Source organism: Erythrobacter dokdonensis DSW-74 (genome assembly GCF_001677335.1).
Taxonomy (GTDB): Bacteria; Pseudomonadota; Alphaproteobacteria; order Sphingomonadales; family Sphingomonadaceae; genus Erythrobacter; species Erythrobacter dokdonensis.
This window is the reverse complement of the sequence record NZ_LZYB01000002.1, coordinates 203,431-219,142: the sequence shown is the minus strand read 5'-3', so window position 1 is coordinate 219,142 and position 15,712 is coordinate 203,431. Positions and strand designations below refer to the sequence as shown.

Annotated in this window: 17 protein-coding genes and 2 tRNA genes; 12 read left to right on the top strand and 7 right to left on the bottom strand. The window is 61.9% G+C overall.

Translation table 11 applies throughout. The annotated features are described in order from the left end of the window. Window positions 1-78: 78 nt before the first annotated feature. From I603_RS05040 to I603_RS05010, 7 genes are all read left to right on the top strand, one after another. Entirely contained in the window at window positions 79-2,202 is a 2,124-nt protein-coding gene (locus I603_RS05040; RefSeq protein WP_068862777.1) for a TonB-dependent receptor plug domain-containing protein, read from the top strand. 91 nt (window positions 2,203-2,293) lie between these two features. Continuing rightward, window positions 2,294-3,166, top strand: coding sequence for an HpcH/HpaI aldolase/citrate lyase family protein (locus tag I603_RS05035; protein ID WP_084439857.1), 873 nt, complete (start codon window positions 2,294-2,296; stop codon window positions 3,164-3,166). A gap of 69 nt (window positions 3,167-3,235) precedes the next feature. Next, window positions 3,236-3,649, top strand: a complete 414-nt coding sequence (locus I603_RS05030) for a holin family protein (RefSeq protein ID WP_068862774.1) — start codon at window positions 3,236-3,238, stop codon at window positions 3,647-3,649. A 39-nt stretch (window positions 3,650-3,688) separates the two neighbouring features. Further along, a complete protein-coding gene (locus I603_RS05025; RefSeq protein WP_068862772.1) occupies window positions 3,689-4,129 on the top strand; it encodes a type II 3-dehydroquinate dehydratase in 441 nt (146 codons plus the stop codon). 106 nt (window positions 4,130-4,235) lie between these two features. After that, window positions 4,236-4,751, top strand: a complete 516-nt coding sequence (accB, locus tag I603_RS05020; RefSeq protein ID WP_068862770.1) for an acetyl-CoA carboxylase biotin carboxyl carrier protein — start codon at window positions 4,236-4,238, stop codon at window positions 4,749-4,751. Between the two features lie 4 nt (window positions 4,752-4,755). Further along, complete coding sequence (gene accC / locus I603_RS05015) at window positions 4,756-6,105, top strand: acetyl-CoA carboxylase biotin carboxylase subunit (RefSeq protein WP_068862768.1); 1,350 nt, start codon at window positions 4,756-4,758, stop codon at window positions 6,103-6,105. A 220-nt stretch (window positions 6,106-6,325) separates the two neighbouring features. Further along, on the top strand, window positions 6,326-7,636 hold the full coding sequence (locus I603_RS05010; protein WP_068862767.1) for an NAD(P)/FAD-dependent oxidoreductase: 1,311 nt from the start codon (window positions 6,326-6,328) through the stop codon (window positions 7,634-7,636). A gap of 54 nt (window positions 7,637-7,690) precedes the next feature. On the opposite strand, the gene I603_RS05005 is transcribed toward I603_RS05010, so the two are convergent. Continuing rightward, window positions 7,691-8,074, bottom strand: coding sequence for a hypothetical protein (locus I603_RS05005; protein WP_068862765.1), 384 nt, complete (start codon window positions 8,072-8,074; stop codon window positions 7,691-7,693). A 17-nt stretch (window positions 8,075-8,091) separates the two neighbouring features. Beyond that, window positions 8,092-8,553: an Lrp/AsnC family transcriptional regulator gene (locus I603_RS05000; RefSeq protein ID WP_068862764.1), complete on the bottom strand. Its 462-nt coding sequence runs from the start codon at window positions 8,551-8,553 to the stop codon at window positions 8,092-8,094. A gap of 291 nt (window positions 8,554-8,844) precedes the next feature. Here I603_RS05000 and I603_RS04995 point away from each other — a divergent pair, with 291 nt between their 5' ends. From I603_RS04995 to I603_RS04980, 4 genes are all read left to right on the top strand, one after another. Beyond that, the gene (locus I603_RS04995) at window positions 8,845-10,641 is read left to right on the top strand and encodes a histidine kinase dimerization/phospho-acceptor domain-containing protein (RefSeq protein WP_068862763.1); all 1,797 of its coding nucleotides are present in this window, start codon (window positions 8,845-8,847) and stop codon (window positions 10,639-10,641) included. 24 nt (window positions 10,642-10,665) lie between these two features. Next, window positions 10,666-11,667, top strand: a complete 1,002-nt coding sequence (locus I603_RS04990) for a polysaccharide deacetylase family protein (protein ID WP_068862761.1) — start codon at window positions 10,666-10,668, stop codon at window positions 11,665-11,667. 87 nt (window positions 11,668-11,754) lie between these two features. Further along, window positions 11,755-11,827: transfer RNA gene (locus tag I603_RS04985), tRNA-Ile, on the top strand. 39 nt (window positions 11,828-11,866) lie between these two features. Further along, window positions 11,867-11,943: transfer RNA gene (locus tag I603_RS04980), tRNA-Pro, on the top strand. A gap of 337 nt (window positions 11,944-12,280) precedes the next feature. On the opposite strand, the gene I603_RS04975 is transcribed toward I603_RS04980, so the two are convergent. Together I603_RS04975 and I603_RS14680 are read right to left on the bottom strand one after the other, a co-directional pair. Further along, complete coding sequence (locus tag I603_RS04975) at window positions 12,281-12,487, bottom strand: hypothetical protein (RefSeq protein WP_068862760.1); 207 nt, start codon at window positions 12,485-12,487, stop codon at window positions 12,281-12,283. Beyond that, a complete protein-coding gene (locus I603_RS14680; RefSeq protein WP_068862758.1) occupies window positions 12,487-12,774 on the bottom strand; it encodes a phage tail tape measure protein in 288 nt (95 codons plus the stop codon). Before I603_RS14680 ends, I603_RS04975 begins: the two co-directional genes overlap by 1 nt. A 200-nt stretch (window positions 12,775-12,974) precedes the next feature. Between I603_RS14680 and I603_RS04965 the strand changes: the two genes are divergently transcribed. Beyond that, window positions 12,975-13,352 (top strand): hypothetical protein, encoded by a 378-nt coding sequence (locus tag I603_RS04965; RefSeq protein ID WP_157090859.1) that lies wholly within the window; start codon window positions 12,975-12,977, stop codon window positions 13,350-13,352. Window positions 13,353-13,475: 123 nt separating this feature from the next. Here the strand turns inward: I603_RS04965 and I603_RS14455 are convergent, their stop codons facing one another. From I603_RS14455 to I603_RS04950, 3 genes are all read right to left on the bottom strand, one after another. Continuing rightward, window positions 13,476-14,309 (bottom strand): GIY-YIG nuclease family protein, encoded by an 834-nt coding sequence (locus I603_RS14455; protein WP_157090858.1) that lies wholly within the window; start codon window positions 14,307-14,309, stop codon window positions 13,476-13,478. Between the two features lie 188 nt (window positions 14,310-14,497). Further along, window positions 14,498-14,839, bottom strand: a complete 342-nt coding sequence (locus I603_RS04955) for a hypothetical protein (RefSeq protein WP_068862753.1) — start codon at window positions 14,837-14,839, stop codon at window positions 14,498-14,500. Between the two features lie 5 nt (window positions 14,840-14,844). Next, on the bottom strand, window positions 14,845-15,624 hold the full coding sequence (locus I603_RS04950) for a hypothetical protein (RefSeq protein WP_068862751.1): 780 nt from the start codon (window positions 15,622-15,624) through the stop codon (window positions 14,845-14,847). Window positions 15,625-15,712 lie beyond the last annotated feature (88 nt).

The following is a 15,712-nucleotide window of genomic DNA, read 5'->3' as shown; positions in this document are numbered from 1 at the left end:
CGACCGGCGAAATCGCTTGAACGATGCCAAGGGCTCTAACTGTCGACATTCAATGACGATTGCGGAATTGCGTCCAGCATGAAACCGCGCAGCCCCTTTCCGCGATCCGCGAGACTATCGCTCGTCCCAAGCGTAATTCTGTTCGGCCTTACGGTTCCGCTTGCCGCCCAGGACGAGCTTGGCGGGGCTGACGAACCGACGTCTCTGGACGTTTCGGCCGGAACAGCACCGGCCAGCACGCGAAGCACTTTCGTTCCGGAAGATTTCGTCCGTTTCGCCCCGCGCAGCGCGCTCGACATGGCGCGTCAGGTTCCCGGTTTCGCCATCCGCGAGGGCGACGGTGCGCGCGGGCTCGGGCAGGCAGATATCAATGTGTTGATCAATGGCCGACGCATTTCGGGCAAATCCAATGGCCCTCTCGAAGCGCTGGGTCGCATCCCCTTCGAGGATGTGGTGCGTCTCGAGCTCGTTGACGGTGCCAGCCTCGACATCGGCGGGTTGACCGGGCAGGTGCTCAATGTCGTCACTGAATCAAGCGGCAGGATCTCGGGGCAGTTCCGTTATTCGCCACAGGTCCGCAGTTTCGGAACGCCCGCACGGCTGCTCAACGGCTCAATCGCACTTGCAGGCGGCGGACCGAATACCGACTGGACGCTGGCGCTGGAAAATGATTCGCAGCGACGCGGCAATGAGGGGCTGGAGCAGGTCTTCGACGCTACCGGCGCGCTGGTCGCGACGCGCGATGAAAAAGCCAATTTCAATTCCGACAGGCCAAGCATTTCTGGGTCATTCACGCGTACCGCCCAGAACGCCAACATTCTCAATCTTTCAGGGCAGGTCCAGGGCTTCCTGTTCCGCGAAACCGAGGTGTCACGCCAGAGCCTCCACGGTGCGCCCGTGGATCGGGTGCGCAACCTGCGGCGCACCGAGGACGAATTCAATTTCGAACTCGGCGCGGATTACCAGTTCGCGCTCGGGCCGGGGCAGCTCAAACTGATTGCCTATCATCGCTACGAGGACAGCCCCACTACGAGCACGGTCATCACCACCTTCGCAGATGGATCACCGGCACAAGGCTCGGTATTCGTGCGCGACGCCGACGAGGCAGAGACCATTCTTCGTTCCGAATACACCTTTGCCGCTGCCGGAGGAAACATCGTCGCAGCGCTAGAGGCTGTACGCAACTTTCTCGAGATCGACTCCACACTGGCCGTGCGCGACGGAAACGGTGTCTTGCAGCCGGTCTTGCTGCCAGGGGCGAGTGACCGGGTCGAGGAGGACCGCGCGGATGCAGGACTGACATATAGCCGTGCACTGGGTCCGCAGCTACAGTTGCAGATCTCCGCCGGCGGCGAATATTCGCGTATCAGCCAGGCAGGGCCGCTCGGACTGACACGCCGGTTCTGGCGGCCCAAGGGCTTCGCAGCAATCGATTGGAAGGCAGGCAAGGCGCTTAATCTTGCTGGCCGGATCGAACGGGTGGTGGGCCAGCTCGATTTCTTCGATTTCATCGCGACGGTGGATCTCGATCAGGATCGCGAGGATGTGACCAACGCCAATCTCGTGCCGCAGCAGAGCTGGGTTTACGAACTCGAAGCAAGCTGGCGGCTCGGCGCACTTGGTAATCTCAACCTGCGCGGCTTTTACGAAGACATCACCGATATCGTCGACCAGATCCCGATCCCGGGCGGAGGACAAGCGCCCGGCAATATCCCCTCGGCCAAGCGCTACGGGGTCAACGGCAACGCAACCCTGCTTTCGGACCGGTTCGGCTGGAAAGGCACCCGGCTCGATCTGGGTCTCGCGCTGGCAGGAAGCGAGGTCAGTGATCCGCTGCTCGGCTTTGTACGCGAATTGTCGGGCAACAGGCTGATCGACCTCAGCATGAACCTGCGCCATGATGTCACAGGCACGGCATGGGCCTTCGGTGCAGCGGGAGACTGGCGCGACAATGCTGCGGCCGTCCGCCTTGACGAGATATCGCTGAATAATCCCGGCTTTGCATTTGTTTCGGCCTTTGTGGAGAACAAGGACGTGGCGGGGATGACACTACGCGCGACCATGGGCAACTTGCTGGGCCAGCGCGACCGTTTCTCGCGTACCGTGTTTACGGACCGGGCCGCAGGCCTCGTAGCCTTTTCCGAAGCGCGCGACCGGAAGTTCGGCACGATCTTCACAGTCGATGTGGAAGGCTCGTTCTAGACTTGTCGGCAGGCGGAGCGCTCCGTAAGCGGAAGCGGAGAGGACGAAACCGATGAAGCAAGAGCCCGCCGCCCATCCTGTCCCGCCTCGCATGCGGTCATGGCTTTTCGCGCCAGGCGACAGCGCAAAGAAGATGGGCAAGGCGCAAGGCAGCGCCGCCGATATCGCGCTGTTCGATCTGGAAGACTCGGTCGCGCCTGAAAACAAGCCCGCAGCCCGAGCAATGGTCGCCGAACAAATCTTCGGGAGCGACAGTCGCGCGCGACTCTGGGTGCGGATCAATCCGATCGCCACGGTTGACTGCATCGCCGATCTTGCCGCGATCATCCCTTCGCGCCCCGGCGGGGTGTTTCTGCCCAAGGCCGAAGGCGCGAGCGACATCACGCGGCTGCACCACTATCTTACCGCGCTCGAAGCCGCGAACGGCATCCCGCTCGGGCGCACCCTGGTTGCCGCGCTGGTGACCGAAACGGCAGCGGCAATGTTCCGCACAGGCGAATATGCACAGGACTATCCGGGCCGCGAACGGTTGGTAGCAATGAGCTGGGGGGCAGAAGACTTGTCCGCAGCGCTCGGAGCCAGCGAGCAGCGCGGGCCGGACGGGGAATATTCGCACACCTACGAAATGGCGCGCAGCCTGTGCCTGATCGGCGCTTCTGCCGCAGGAGTGGCAGCGATCGAGACGGTGCAGCCCGAATTCCGCGACCTCGAAACGCTGGAGCGCCGCGCCAGGTCGGTACGTGCGCAAGGCTTTCGCGGGATGCTGGCGATCCACCCGGCGCAGATCGAACCGATCAACGCCGCCTTCACCCCGAGTGCCGAGGAACTGGCGCACGCCCGCGCGGTGGTGCAGGCCTTTGCGGATCACCCCGGCGCAGGTGTCGTGGCGCTCGACGGTGCGATGCTCGACCGGCCACATCTGGCGCTGGCGCAGCGATTATTGGCCGAAGCGGACGCGGAATAGGTTAAATCATTTTCCTACTAGAACCGATTTGGTCATTTTTGTGCGACTCGCAGCTAAGGAGCGCATCACATGGCCCTCATCGACGTCCTCATCGGCCCCATCGCCTCGATCATCGACAAGATCATTCCCGACAAGGAAGCCAGAGCCAAGGCCAAGCTCGAACTGATCGCGCTCGAAGGCACGCAGGAAATGAAAATGATCGAGGCGCAGTTGCAGGCCATCGTCGCCGAAGCCAATTCCGCCGACCCCTGGACCAGCCGCGCGCGCCCGAGCTTTCTCTACGTCATGTACATCCTGCTGCTCACCGCGCTGCCAATGGGCGTGCTGAGCGCCTTCAACCCCGCCGCCGCGCGCGAAATCGCTGCCGGGATGAACGCTTATCTCGCCGGTCTCCCCGAGCCGCTCTACGCGCTCTTTGGCACCGGCTACCTCGGCTACACCGCCGCGCGGCAATGGGGTAAGGTCAAAGGGGTGGATCGGTAGGCCTTCCCGACCCTCTACCTTCCCGCTATCCCCGCCTGCATGAGCAACCTCGTCTACGTCCTCAACGGCCCCAACCTCAATCTTCTCGGCACGCGCGAGCCGGAGATTTACGGCACAACCACGCTCGACGACATTGCCGGGATGCTCGAAGACCGCGCCCGCGAACTCGGGCTCGAGATCGAGATGCGCCAGACCAATCACGAAGGGATGCTGGTCGACTGGCTGCACGAGGCGCAGGCCGAGGGTGCGCGGGCCGTGCTGCTCAATGCGGCGGCCTATACCCATACCTCGATCGCCCTGCTCGATGCGATCAAGGCGATCCGCACGCCGGTGATCGAGGTGCACCTGTCCGACCCCAAGACCCGCGAGAGCTTCCGCCACATCTCTTATGTCGGCATGGGTGCGGCGATGACCGTGGAAGGGCACGGGGCGGATTCCTACCGTATCGCACTGGAAGCCGTAGCGTCGGGTCAGGTCTGATCAGTCACCGGACTTTCACAATTTCCCGTCCTTGCCACTTGCCAGCCGCAATTCGCGGCAATAGTCCCTCGCGCTCTACGGGCGTACCACATAACAAGGGGCTTACATGGCAAACGACGCTGGCCAATCAGGCAAGGCAAACGGGCGCAAGTCGGGTATGAATATCGACACCGCGCTGGTGCGCGAGCTGGCCGAACTGCTCAACGAGACCGGCCTCACCGAAATCGAGGTCGAGGATGATGATCGCAAGATCCGCGTCTCGCGCGGGGCCGTGGCCGCCGCCGCGCCGGTCTATGCCGCAGCGCCCGCACCGGCGGCCGCCGCTCCGGCCCCTGCCGCTGCTGCGCCTGCCGCAGCGGAAGCCGCCGCGCCTGCTGGCCCGGACATGACCAATGCGGTCAAGTCGCCGATGGTCGGGACCTGCTATCTCGCACCCGAACCGGGAGCGGCAAACTTCATAGCGGTCGGCAAACCCGTGAAGGAAGGCGACACGCTGCTGATTGTCGAGGCGATGAAGGTCATGAACCCCATTACCGCACCCAAGTCGGGCACAGTCAGCGCCATCCTGATCGAGAACGCCCAGCCGGTCGAATTCGACCAGCCGCTGGTGGTGATCTCGTAAGATCATGGGCATCAAACGCATCCTGATCGCCAATCGCGGCGAAATCGCGCTGCGCATCCATCGCGCGGCGCATGAAATGGGGATCGAGACGGTCGCGGTGCATTCCACCGCCGATGCCGACGCGATGCATGTGCGGCTTGCCGATCATGCGGTATGCATCGGCCCGCCGTCCGCCGGCGAGAGCTATCTCAACATTGCCAACATCATCTCGGCCGCCGAAATCGCCCAATGCGACGCCATCCATCCAGGCTACGGCTTCCTGTCGGAAAACGCCAAGTTCGCCGATATCGTCGAAGCGCATGATATCATCTGGATCGGCCCGAAGCCCGAACATATCCGCACCATGGGCGACAAGGTCGAGGCCAAGCGCACCGCGGGCGTGCTGGGTCTACCGCTGGTGCCGGGTTCGGACGGCGCGGTGTCCGACTTCGACGAGGCGCGCAGGATCGCCAAGGAGATCGGCTATCCCGTGATCATCAAGGCCGCTTCGGGCGGCGGCGGGCGCGGCATGAAGGTGTGCGAAAGCGAAGACAAGCTTGAAACCCTAATGCAGCAGGCCGGCAGCGAGGCGAAAGCCGCTTTCGGCGATGCCACGGTCTATATCGAGAAATATCTCGGCAACCCGCGCCACATCGAATTCCAGGTGTTCGGCGACGGCATTGGCGGCGCGATCCATCTGGGCGAACGCGACTGCTCGCTCCAGCGCCGCCACCAGAAGGTGCTGGAAGAAGCCCCCTCCCCCGTCATCTCCACCGATGAACGGATGCGCATGGGCGAAGTCTGCGCCCAGGCGATGCGCGACATGGGCTATCGCGGTGCGGGCACGATCGAATTCCTGTGGGAAAACGGTGAGTTTTACTTCATCGAGATGAATACCCGCCTGCAGGTCGAACACCCCGTCACCGAGGCGATAACGGGCGTCGATCTGGTGCGCGAGCAAATCCGCATTGCCGAAGGCAAGCCATTGTCGGTGAAACAGGAAGAGCTCGAATTCCACGGCCACGCGATCGAATGCCGGATTAACGCCGAAGACCCATTCACCTTTGCGCCCTCGCCCGGCCTCGTGACCTATTATCACGCCGCAGGGGGCATGCATGTGCGCGTCGATTCAGGGCTTTATGCAGGATACAAGATCCCGCCCTATTACGACTCCATGATTGCCAAGCTCATCGTCTACGGTCGCACCCGGGAGGGCTGCATCATGCGCCTGCGCAGGGCGCTGGAGGAAATGGTTGTAGAAGGGGTCAAGACCAACATTCCGTTGCACCAGGAACTGCTGCGGCAGACCGACGTGCTCAACGGCGACTACTCGATCAAGTGGCTGGAAAAGTGGCTGGAGGAGCCTGAGGTCTGACCCGCTATCCGGTGCAATAATGCTGCACTGCAGCACAAATCGACATGAGCTGCGGGCGGGAAGGTTGGACCTTTCCGCCCCTTTGCTTATGTGGACCCTCCCTCCCCTTCGAGAAGCGTGGAAGATCGGTTCCACGGTTATGATTTGACGCGATTTTGTTTTGCTATCCGGCTATCGTGATGCCGGGATTGCGTTGCGCACCTGCGCGAAGGAGTGTTCGATGAGCCGCAAGACCCAGATCGTCGTCGTCGGCGGTGGTGCCGGAGGGCTGGAACTGGTGCGCCGGCTAGGGGCCAAGTTCGGCCGGAAGCGGCACGACATCATCCTCGTCGACAAGAATCTTTCGCACATCTGGAAACCGCTGCTGCACGAGGTTGCGGCCGGATCGCTTGACGCCAATCTCGATGAGGTCGGCTATCGCGGGCATTGCTACCGCTGGGGCTATCGGTTCTTTCAGGGCAGCCTCGACGGGATCGACCGGGAAGCCAAGACCATCAGTCTCGCCCCGGTCCATGACGAGGACGGACGCGAACTTATCGGCCAGCACACCATCCGCTACGATATCCTGGTGCTGGCGGTGGGATCGATCTCCAACGATTTCGGCGTGCCCGGGGTGAAGGAGCATTGCCTCTATCTCGATTCCCGCGAACAGGCGGAACGCTTCCGCACGCGGCTGCTCAACCACTGTCTGCGGGTCAGCCGGGCGATGATGAAGAACCCCGATGCCGACGAACAGGTGCGGGTGTCGATTGTCGGCGCGGGCGCAACCGGGGTGGAACTGGCGGCCGAGCTTTACAACGCCGCAGGCGCGCTCAGCCATTACGGGCTTGAGGTGTTCGACGAAAGCCGCCTCAAGGTCACGCTGATCGAAGCCGGGCCGCGCATCCTGCCGCTGCTGCCTGAACGTCTGTCCGCCGCCGCGCATCACGAATTGACCGAGTTGGGCGTCAGGGTGATGGAAGCCACCCAGGTGACCGAGGCGCTCCCACGCGCGCTCGTGACCAAGGACGGCCAGACCATCGAGGCCGACCTGATGGTATGGGCTGCCGGGGTGAAGGGCGCCGAGTTCCTGTCAAGCCTTGGCCTCGAAACCAACAACCGCAACCAGTTCCTCGTGCGCGATACGCTCCAAACGGTTACCGACGACAACATCTTCGCTTTGGGCGACTGCGCAAGCTATGTTCCGCCAGGCGAGGATCGCCCGATCCCGCCGCGCGCCCAGGCCGCGCACCAGATGGCGAACACCGTGTTCGACAATATCTGCCGGATGCAGAAAAGCCGCCCGCTCAAGCACTTCGTCTATCATGACAAGGGCTCGCTGATTTCGCTTAGCCGCTTCTCGACCGTAGGCAGCCTGATGGGCAATCTGGTCGGAGGAAGCCTTGCGATCGAGGGGCGGCTGGCGCGGTTCATCTACACCTCGCTCTACCGCTTGCACCTGTGGGGCATTCACGGCTGGGTGAAGGGAACATTCCTGATGCTGATCGGGCGGGTGAACCGGATTGTTCGCCCCCGACTCAAGCTGCATTGACGACATGGCGTGATTTCCGCGCCGCGCGGCATTCCTGGCGCGCTCTAAATCGCTCTAGAAGTCGATCTTGAGCCGCACCTCGCCGCCCTGGGCATTGAAGCCGCCGACATTCGGGTTGGTCCCGTTGAGTTCGACGGCAGCCGTGTCGGACAGGCGGAACCGCGCACGCGGTATACCGATCCCGAAATCATCGACATCGGGAAGAACATCGGGGCCGATGCGCGGTGAGGGCGCAGTCTGGCGGCAGACGATTATCTCGGGATTGAGCGGATCGGGCTCCTCGGCAATGCACTCGCGCGGCGGCGGTGGGGCAAGCGGGAGCAGGTCGATTACCAGCGTTCCATCCGCCCGCATCTCCGTCGGCAGGGCTCCAGCCCGTACCTGGGCATGGTCGGGAACGGCGATGGTATCGGGCGGGAGCGGTGGGGTATCGGCCATATCCGCCCTGCATCCGCTTACAGCGGGACGCCCGGCTCCTGCTTCGCGGTCCGGATTGTGAGCGAGGTCTTGACGCTTTCCACGTTGGGGGCAGGGGTCAGCTTGCCGGTCAGGAATTCCTGGAAACTCTGAAGATCCTTGCTTACGATCTTGAGAATGAAGTCGATTTCGCCATTGAGCATATGGCATTCGCGCACCTCGGGCAGAGCGCGCATGTGCTCTTCGAATTCGCGCAGGGAAGATTCGGCCTGGCTCTTAAGGCTGACCATCGCGAACACGGTTATCGCAAAGCCGAGCTTGGATGGATCAAGGTCGGCGTGATAGCCGCGAATCACGCCGTCTTCCTCGAGGCCTCGCACCCGCCGCAGACATGGTGGTGCAGTCAGCCCGACACGTTGGGCAAGCTCGACATTGGTCACCCGGCCTTCCGCCTGCAGTTCCGCCAGCAGACGCCGGTCAATATCGTCCAGATTGGCCACTCGGCTAGAACTCCCTTGGCACGCGCCGTTCACCAGACGGCAACGCCCCGTGCCCTATCTTCATCGAGGTAAGAAGAGGCGCGCTCAACGGGCCACTTCGCTAATATTATTAGGTCTGCCAGCAATTGTCCCGCTTTGCAACGCACCTTGCGCGCCAGAGTGTGACAATTGCATCATCCTGATAGAAGAGGATGCGGCAGAAGGATTGTTTGCAGACCGGCAACAGTCTGTGCCAGCCGCGATTCGTGATGTGCCGGTGCTTTTTCGGGGCCGCAGCATGGGAGTGCCAGCTTGTTCTTCGATGACCGCCTTGCCACCGTGCTGCGCCAGCGCGTTACCGGCGATGCGGGATTGCGAACCCAGTACAGGCAACTGCTCGACCTGCTCGGCAAGAACCGTGTACGCCAGGCCGGACGGCAGCACCAGAGCCTGATCGCGGCAGCATGGCTGCGTATGGATGCGCTGGCCGAGCAGATCGATGCCGATGCTCGCGCGCGAATGATACGAGAGCCCGGCTGGCGCTTTCGCAGCGCCGATCTTGCTGCACATCTCGCTGATCAGGAGCCGTCGGTTGCCGCGGCGGCGCTCGCCCGCGCGGATCTTTCGGTCGAGGATTGGTCTTCACTCATCCCCCGCCTTCCGGTGCGCGCCCGCGGCTTTCTGCGCCTGCGCCGCGATCTGCCGCTTGATATCGAGATACTGCTCGACCGGCTTGGAATTCATGACCGCGGACTGCCGCCGCCATCCGAGCAGCCTGCCTCCGCCGCGGCCCCGCCTTCAGTGCCATCAGGGCCAGCGGCCCATTCCCCATCGATGCGCGGTAAGCCGGAGCACGCGGCAGGGTCCATCCCCCGCCCGGAAAATGACCGTCGCCGCATGCCTGACCGGGAGGATACGGGCCGCAGTGAAATCTCGGCGCTGGTCGAACGTATAGCCCAGTTCCGGCGTGAACGTCGCGAGGCTGCCTTCGAACCCGATATCGCCCCTCGCCTGCCGCTGGGCGAGCTGCCGGAACTGCCTGATCGCACGATTGCCGATTTCGGCTTTGCAACCGATACGTCAGGGCGCATCATCTGGGCGTCGGGCGATGTGGGTCCGATGGTGGTAGGCATGCGACTGACGGCTCCGGACGGGGCTGGCGAGACGGATATCCGCACCAGCGCGATTGTGCGCTCCGTAAATCGCCGTCAGCCGATCACCGGGCTTGCTTTCATGCTTTCCGGGGCGCCTGCAATTGCCGGATCATGGACGCTCGATGCCCAGCCGGCATTCAATTTCGAGGGCCACTTCACCGGATACATAGGGCGCTTTCGGCGGCCAGTCCCGCAAACGGATGTGCCGGGCACGCACGACAATCGCGAGGCCGACCGCATCCGCCAGCTGCTGCACGAACTCCGTACGCCAGTGACGGCCGTTCAGGGTTATGCCGAGGTCATCCAGCAGCAGCTGTTTGGCCCGGCGCCCAATGAATACCGAGCGCTCGCCGCTGCCATCGCCGCCGATGCAGCGCGCATACTCGCCGGCTTCGACGAGCTCGACCGGCTCGCACGACTGGAAACCGGAGCCCTTGCGATCGACACGGGGGAAGCTGATCTTGCAAGGCTGGCGCAGCGTATTCTGGATCAGATCGCGCCGGTGCTCGAAACCCGCAGAGCTGCTGTCAGACTCGCCCTCGCGCCCGAGGCCTGCCTGCTGGTGCCGTACGACACCGACGACATGGAGGGACTGTTGTGGCGCTTGCTTGCAAGCATCGCAATTGCCTGCGCAGAAGGCGAAACGATCCATGCGAGGCTCGATCCGATCATCGGCAACGGCACCGCCATGGCGCGGCTGACGTGCAGCCTTCCCGCTGATCTGGCACGCGAAGAAAATATCTTCGCAGCGACCGTCAGACCTACCGATAGCGCAATCAATCCCGGTCTGTTCGGTGCCGGGTTTGCCTTCCGCTTGGCACGCGCCGAGGCCCGGGCTGCAGGCGGCACTCTTGATCGCGAAGGCACGGACATGGTGCTCACCCTGCCGCTCTTGACCAGTGAGGAACCGCTGCCTAGCCACCATGCACAGGGTGCGGGCGGGAACGCAGGCTGACGCGCCGCGCGGGGAGACAGGCCAATGGCAACGGGCTCAATGCTGGAGCCGCCACCGCCGGGTTCTGCGGCGCAACTGGCCTCCGGCTTCGGCCAGCGGGTACTTTTGACGGTCGACACCGAAGAGGAATTCTACTGGGATGCACCGTTCAGGCGCGATCGCTACGGCCTTTCCCACGTCGCCGCCATCCCTCGCTTCCAGCGCTTCTGCGAAGCGATCGGCGCGCATCCCGTGTATCTGGTCGACTGGCCGATCGTCACCGACCAGGCCGCCGTCGCGATCATCGGCGATGCGGTCGCACGGGGAAAGGCAGATGTAGGTCTGCAGCTGCACCCCTGGGTCAACCCGCCCTTCACCGAAGATGTCAACGACTACAATTCCTTTGCCGGCAACCTCCCGCGCGAGCTTGAGGCAGCAAAGTTGATGGCGCTTCGCGATGCAATTGCCGAAGCTTTCGGTGCGCCTGCGCTGATCTACCGGGCCGGGCGTTACGGGTTAGGGCCGCATACCGCAGACCTGCTCAAGACCGCAGGGATCAGGATCGACACATCGGTGCGTTCGCTGTTCGATTACAGTGCCAAGGGCGGGCCGGACTATAGCGACCATCCGCTTGCACCCTATTGGGCCGATGACGAGCGCACTCTGCTCGAACTGCCGGTAACGAGCGTACACAGCGGTCTTCTACGCCATGCAGGACGCAAGGTTCAACGATGGGGACAACGGATCCCGCGGGCCATGGGTGCATTTTCAAAGCTCGGCCTGCTCGAACGCATCGCGCTTACGCCGGAAGGGGTTTCGGTCGATGAGGCGCTGCGCGGCGTCGATGTGGCGCTGGAAGGCGGGCTGCCGGTGCTGGTACTCTCCTTCCACAGCCCGACCCTGGCTGCCGGCAATACCCGCTATACGCCGACCGAGGCCGGTGTCGAAGCGCTCTATCACTGGTTTGAGGCAATCTATGCTGCGCTCGACCGGCGCGGTGTCCGAACTTGCACCGTCACCGAAATCCTGACGGCGAGCACTCCCTGAACGCCGGACTGTCTAGCTTCCCCGCTTGTTTCCCGCCAAGGCCCGGAGTAGGGGCTGAATCTCGCCTTGGCTCCGGTTCCTGTCGAAGGGCCTGTAGCTCAGCGGTTAGAGCTGGCCGCTCATAACGGCTAGGTCGCGGGTTCGAATCCTGCCGGGCCCACCGGGGCGGGGCAGGAGCCGAGGGGAGGAAGATCAGCGTCGGGGAGTAGCGCAGCCTGGTAGCGCATCTGCTTTGGGAGCAGAGGGTCGCAGGTTCGAATCCTGTCTCCCCGACCACTTTTTCAATGCTTTACGTTCGAACTTGTTTCACAGTCGCTTAAAGCGACCGGCGCCTTTAAGCGATCTTTAAGCAACCCGTTGCCCGCCTGCGCTGAGCCACCGTATCGTCGCCCCAACAGCAACGAGGGACGTTAGCGATGCCATACAACCGGCCTGGAAAACGAGAACGCCAATTCAACGACGAGGCCCGCGAAGGCCAAGCGCAGGCCGTCAGGCTAAAGCGGGGGCAACACAGGTTCATTGACTGCATGGCAGATGGAAGGCCCATCCATGCGAAGTGGGTAAAGCCGCAGGACACTACCGCTCCCCACTTCCTGCGGGATCGCTATCGCCCCTAGTGCAATGCCTGCGATGCAGGCGGCCATAAAAGGCCGATGGCGATATTGTGGTGTATCGCCTCGCGCCACTCTCCGACGCTGGGATATTCTTCAAGGTACGCCCGCATCCGCTCAGCCTCTAGGGCGATAAGATCATCCAGCGCCTCGTCGCTGCCGGTTAGTGCCTCCAGCGCCTCGATTGCGTGATGCAGGGTCAGGCGCATTATCGCCCGTTGCGCCTCACCAAGTAGGTGCATTCAATCGCTTTCGACACAGGCGAGCCGCCTCGCATGATATCGTCAACAATGGCCCGCTTTGCCATGCTCACGGCTCGCAGTTCGATCTCGAGACCGTTGGGGGTCTCTCGCGTGTCGATCTGCGAGTTGTTGTTATTGATGATCGTGATGCTGGGACGCTCGGCCTTCACTCCAAGATCGCCGTTGCGGATGCGCTTCAAAGGCAGCACGGCCTCGGGACCAGCCTCGCCCATCAGGCCGACGCCCGAACGCATTGGGAAGAGAGTTGGCGAGGAGACGACCCCGCCGCTGGCGGACGCTGGAATTTCGCTCCTAAGTTGAAAGTCTTCCCGCCTACGAAACCTCGCCTGCGTCTCCTCCGTAGGAGTGGTTAAGATGATAACCATTTGCCCCCGTTAAGCTAGGGGTCAACCGGTGGCGCGTACTGGCCTTGTTTTTTGACAAAGGAGCCAGAATGACCGCCCGCGCTCTATATGAGGTGCTGCGTTTTGCAGTAACCCAAACTGACATGTCGGATGAAATGGCGCGCTGCGTCTTTGACCGCGCCGTCAAGGTACTGCCCGATAGCTGGGTTGTGACGCATATCACGCCAGCGGCCGTCGCAGCATTTGTGGCGAACGGCCTCAAGACAAACAAATCTGGCGTTGAGCGCGCCCATTATGTCCAGCGCAACAGGTGGCAGCGTGAACTATTGCAGGCGCTGCGCGACGGCATCACCTTTGAAGCCTTCGAGGAACACCGCAGGTATTGCGACCGCACCGTCCTGACAACTCGAGGCGAGAACAGATCGAGCGATGACCTGACGCCGGAGTTCATTGCAGCATGTATCTGATGTGAAGCTCAAGCGGCTCTGGTCGAAACCTGAGACCGTGCTGCTTGGATCAGGTCGCTGAAGTCGGCAAAGGGCCAAAACGGCCATCGTGCTCGTGATCAAACCAAGCATGCGCGTGTTGATTCAGGACTTCGACTTGCGGTTCAAAATGGGTTGGTGACGCATGATGAGATATTCCTCAATCTCAAGGCGACCAACGCTAATCTCCGTGAAAGATATCTCGCATTCTCCGAGAAACGCGGTCACCGCCTCGTCTTCGTCTTCGGTGAAGTATTTCCTCTTTCCGTTCCGAACCTTAAGCTCAAACCCGAGTAGCGATCTTCCGACGTTGCGCCGAACAGCCGAAAAGTAAGTCTGCCCGCCGTGAGTTTCATGTCTAATGCCAATGTCGGAGCTTTCGCCGGCATAGATTATCTGGCCGCCACGACGAATGACGTAAATACCTGGAGCGTTGGGACCCGCAGCGTCAATCCATGGTTTCGAGCTCTGTTCAACGCACCTCTCCGCCCCTTCGCAAACTAGCTTTCGGGCGGTAGCTTGCACTTCTTCCCAATGAGCGATCGCCGCCTCCGCGTCGAAAAGCTGTCGTTTGCCCAAGTGGAAACGGTTCAAATCGCACCGCGCATTCACAATTCCGAACTCTTCAAGCTCTTTGCGCGCAAAGGCGACTGGAAGAATCCGAAGCTCGAAATCTGAAATAGGCGAGACAGGAACCGGAGAAGTCCTCAGGTAATTTCGATAAAATGTCGACGTCTTCTCTCTGAGTTGGCTGTATAATCGAAACTTGGCGTTCTTTGCTTCGCCGATGTATCGCGCTTCCCCATTCAAGCTCAGCAAGTAGTTCACTGAACCAGTGAACTTGATGTTCAGACATGAATGGGGTTCAGCTCCCAAAAGGCATGCCAAGCCCCCCGCTAGGAGGTTGTCGGATTTGTCTTGAAGTTCGACGAAATTCACCGGGCATCCGACACAAATAGACTAGGAGCGGTTACCACCTTATTTGTCGTCATCAAAGGGGCCATAGCGGGTTGTTGGCTCAATCTAACAGACCCAGATAGCAGCCTGCCCGGTCCCGGTATGGTTTCGTGGCCTTTCTCGCGACTGCGAGCGCCGCCGCGACAAACACGCGCCCGCGTGTAAGCACCTTAATGGGCGAGGCGTGGGGCGCCGGTCTTACGAGGCACGTTCGCCTTCAACGTCGCCAGCGACGCATCAAGTGCCTTCTTCATGTCAAAGGCCACGTCGCTCGCAACGCCCCGAACTTCGAGTTTCGCAGGGATTTGGAGGCCTTCGCGTTGAGGCGCCTTTTCCAATCGCTCGATCGCCCGCGTAGGGGTCGTGAAGTTGCCGTCAATCCCGACGCCGATGCCCTTCGCCTCTTTCAGCGGTTCAAGATCGGGCAGCACGCGCCGGTTATACATCCGCTCATAGGTCGCAGCCGGATCGAATGTCCCCGTCAGTTCAAACTTGAGGGAAAGGGCGACCATTGGTGTTACCCCCCGTTCGCATCCAGCCGCGCAAGGCCTGCGGGTGTCAGGCGCCCGTCCACGATTTCCCCGCGGGCCTCCATCTGGGCGAGAACGGCGAGCGTGTCGTCCAGCAATTCCGCCTCCAGCGTCTTGGTGTCGCCAGCCGCCAGCCAATTGTTAAACCACTCGCGCCGGACAATGAGCGCCTCGTGATCTAGGCCGCGCCCCTCGGCGCTGGTGGCATCAAGCAAGATCGCGCAGGCCTGTTTGTCGAAAGTCAGGCATTGATCGCTGGGCGTCCGATCAATCGCCTCGCCGAGCCACGTAATGAAGGCAGGGTGACGTCCTGCCAGCGTCAGCGCCTTCGCCGCCGCCTCAAGTCCTCGCCCTATGGCGATTGTCACGCCCGCTGGCGACAACCGCGCTGCTACGCGCTCGTAACAGGCGCTATCATCAACGGTGCCGCCATCGGCTGCCGCCGCGAGGAATTGACGTAGGGCCGCCTCGATCTCGACCGGCTCCATGTTTGCAACCAGAATGCCCTTGCCCAGCATATCGACCAAGGGGCCAGCGCAGGTGACGCCCAGCCGTTCAACGTCAGAGCCAAACCCCTGCCGCGACCAAACGCTTAGAGCGCTTTCCTCATTGCGAAGTGCCACCTGCCCGTCAAAGGCCAGCGTGTCCATGATTGCGAAGGTATGGCCCAGCTCATGTGCGTTCTCGAGGCGCTGCGCATGGGATGCCAGCGAGGTCGAGAGATCTTTGCGCCCAGCAGGGCCGGTGTTCTTGTGATAGCTGCTCATGCGCCGCAGGATATTTGCCTGCGATTGGTTCAATCAACAGATGCTTGCGGGTGGGTTGAGGCCATCCCATCACTCGCATCGACGAGCT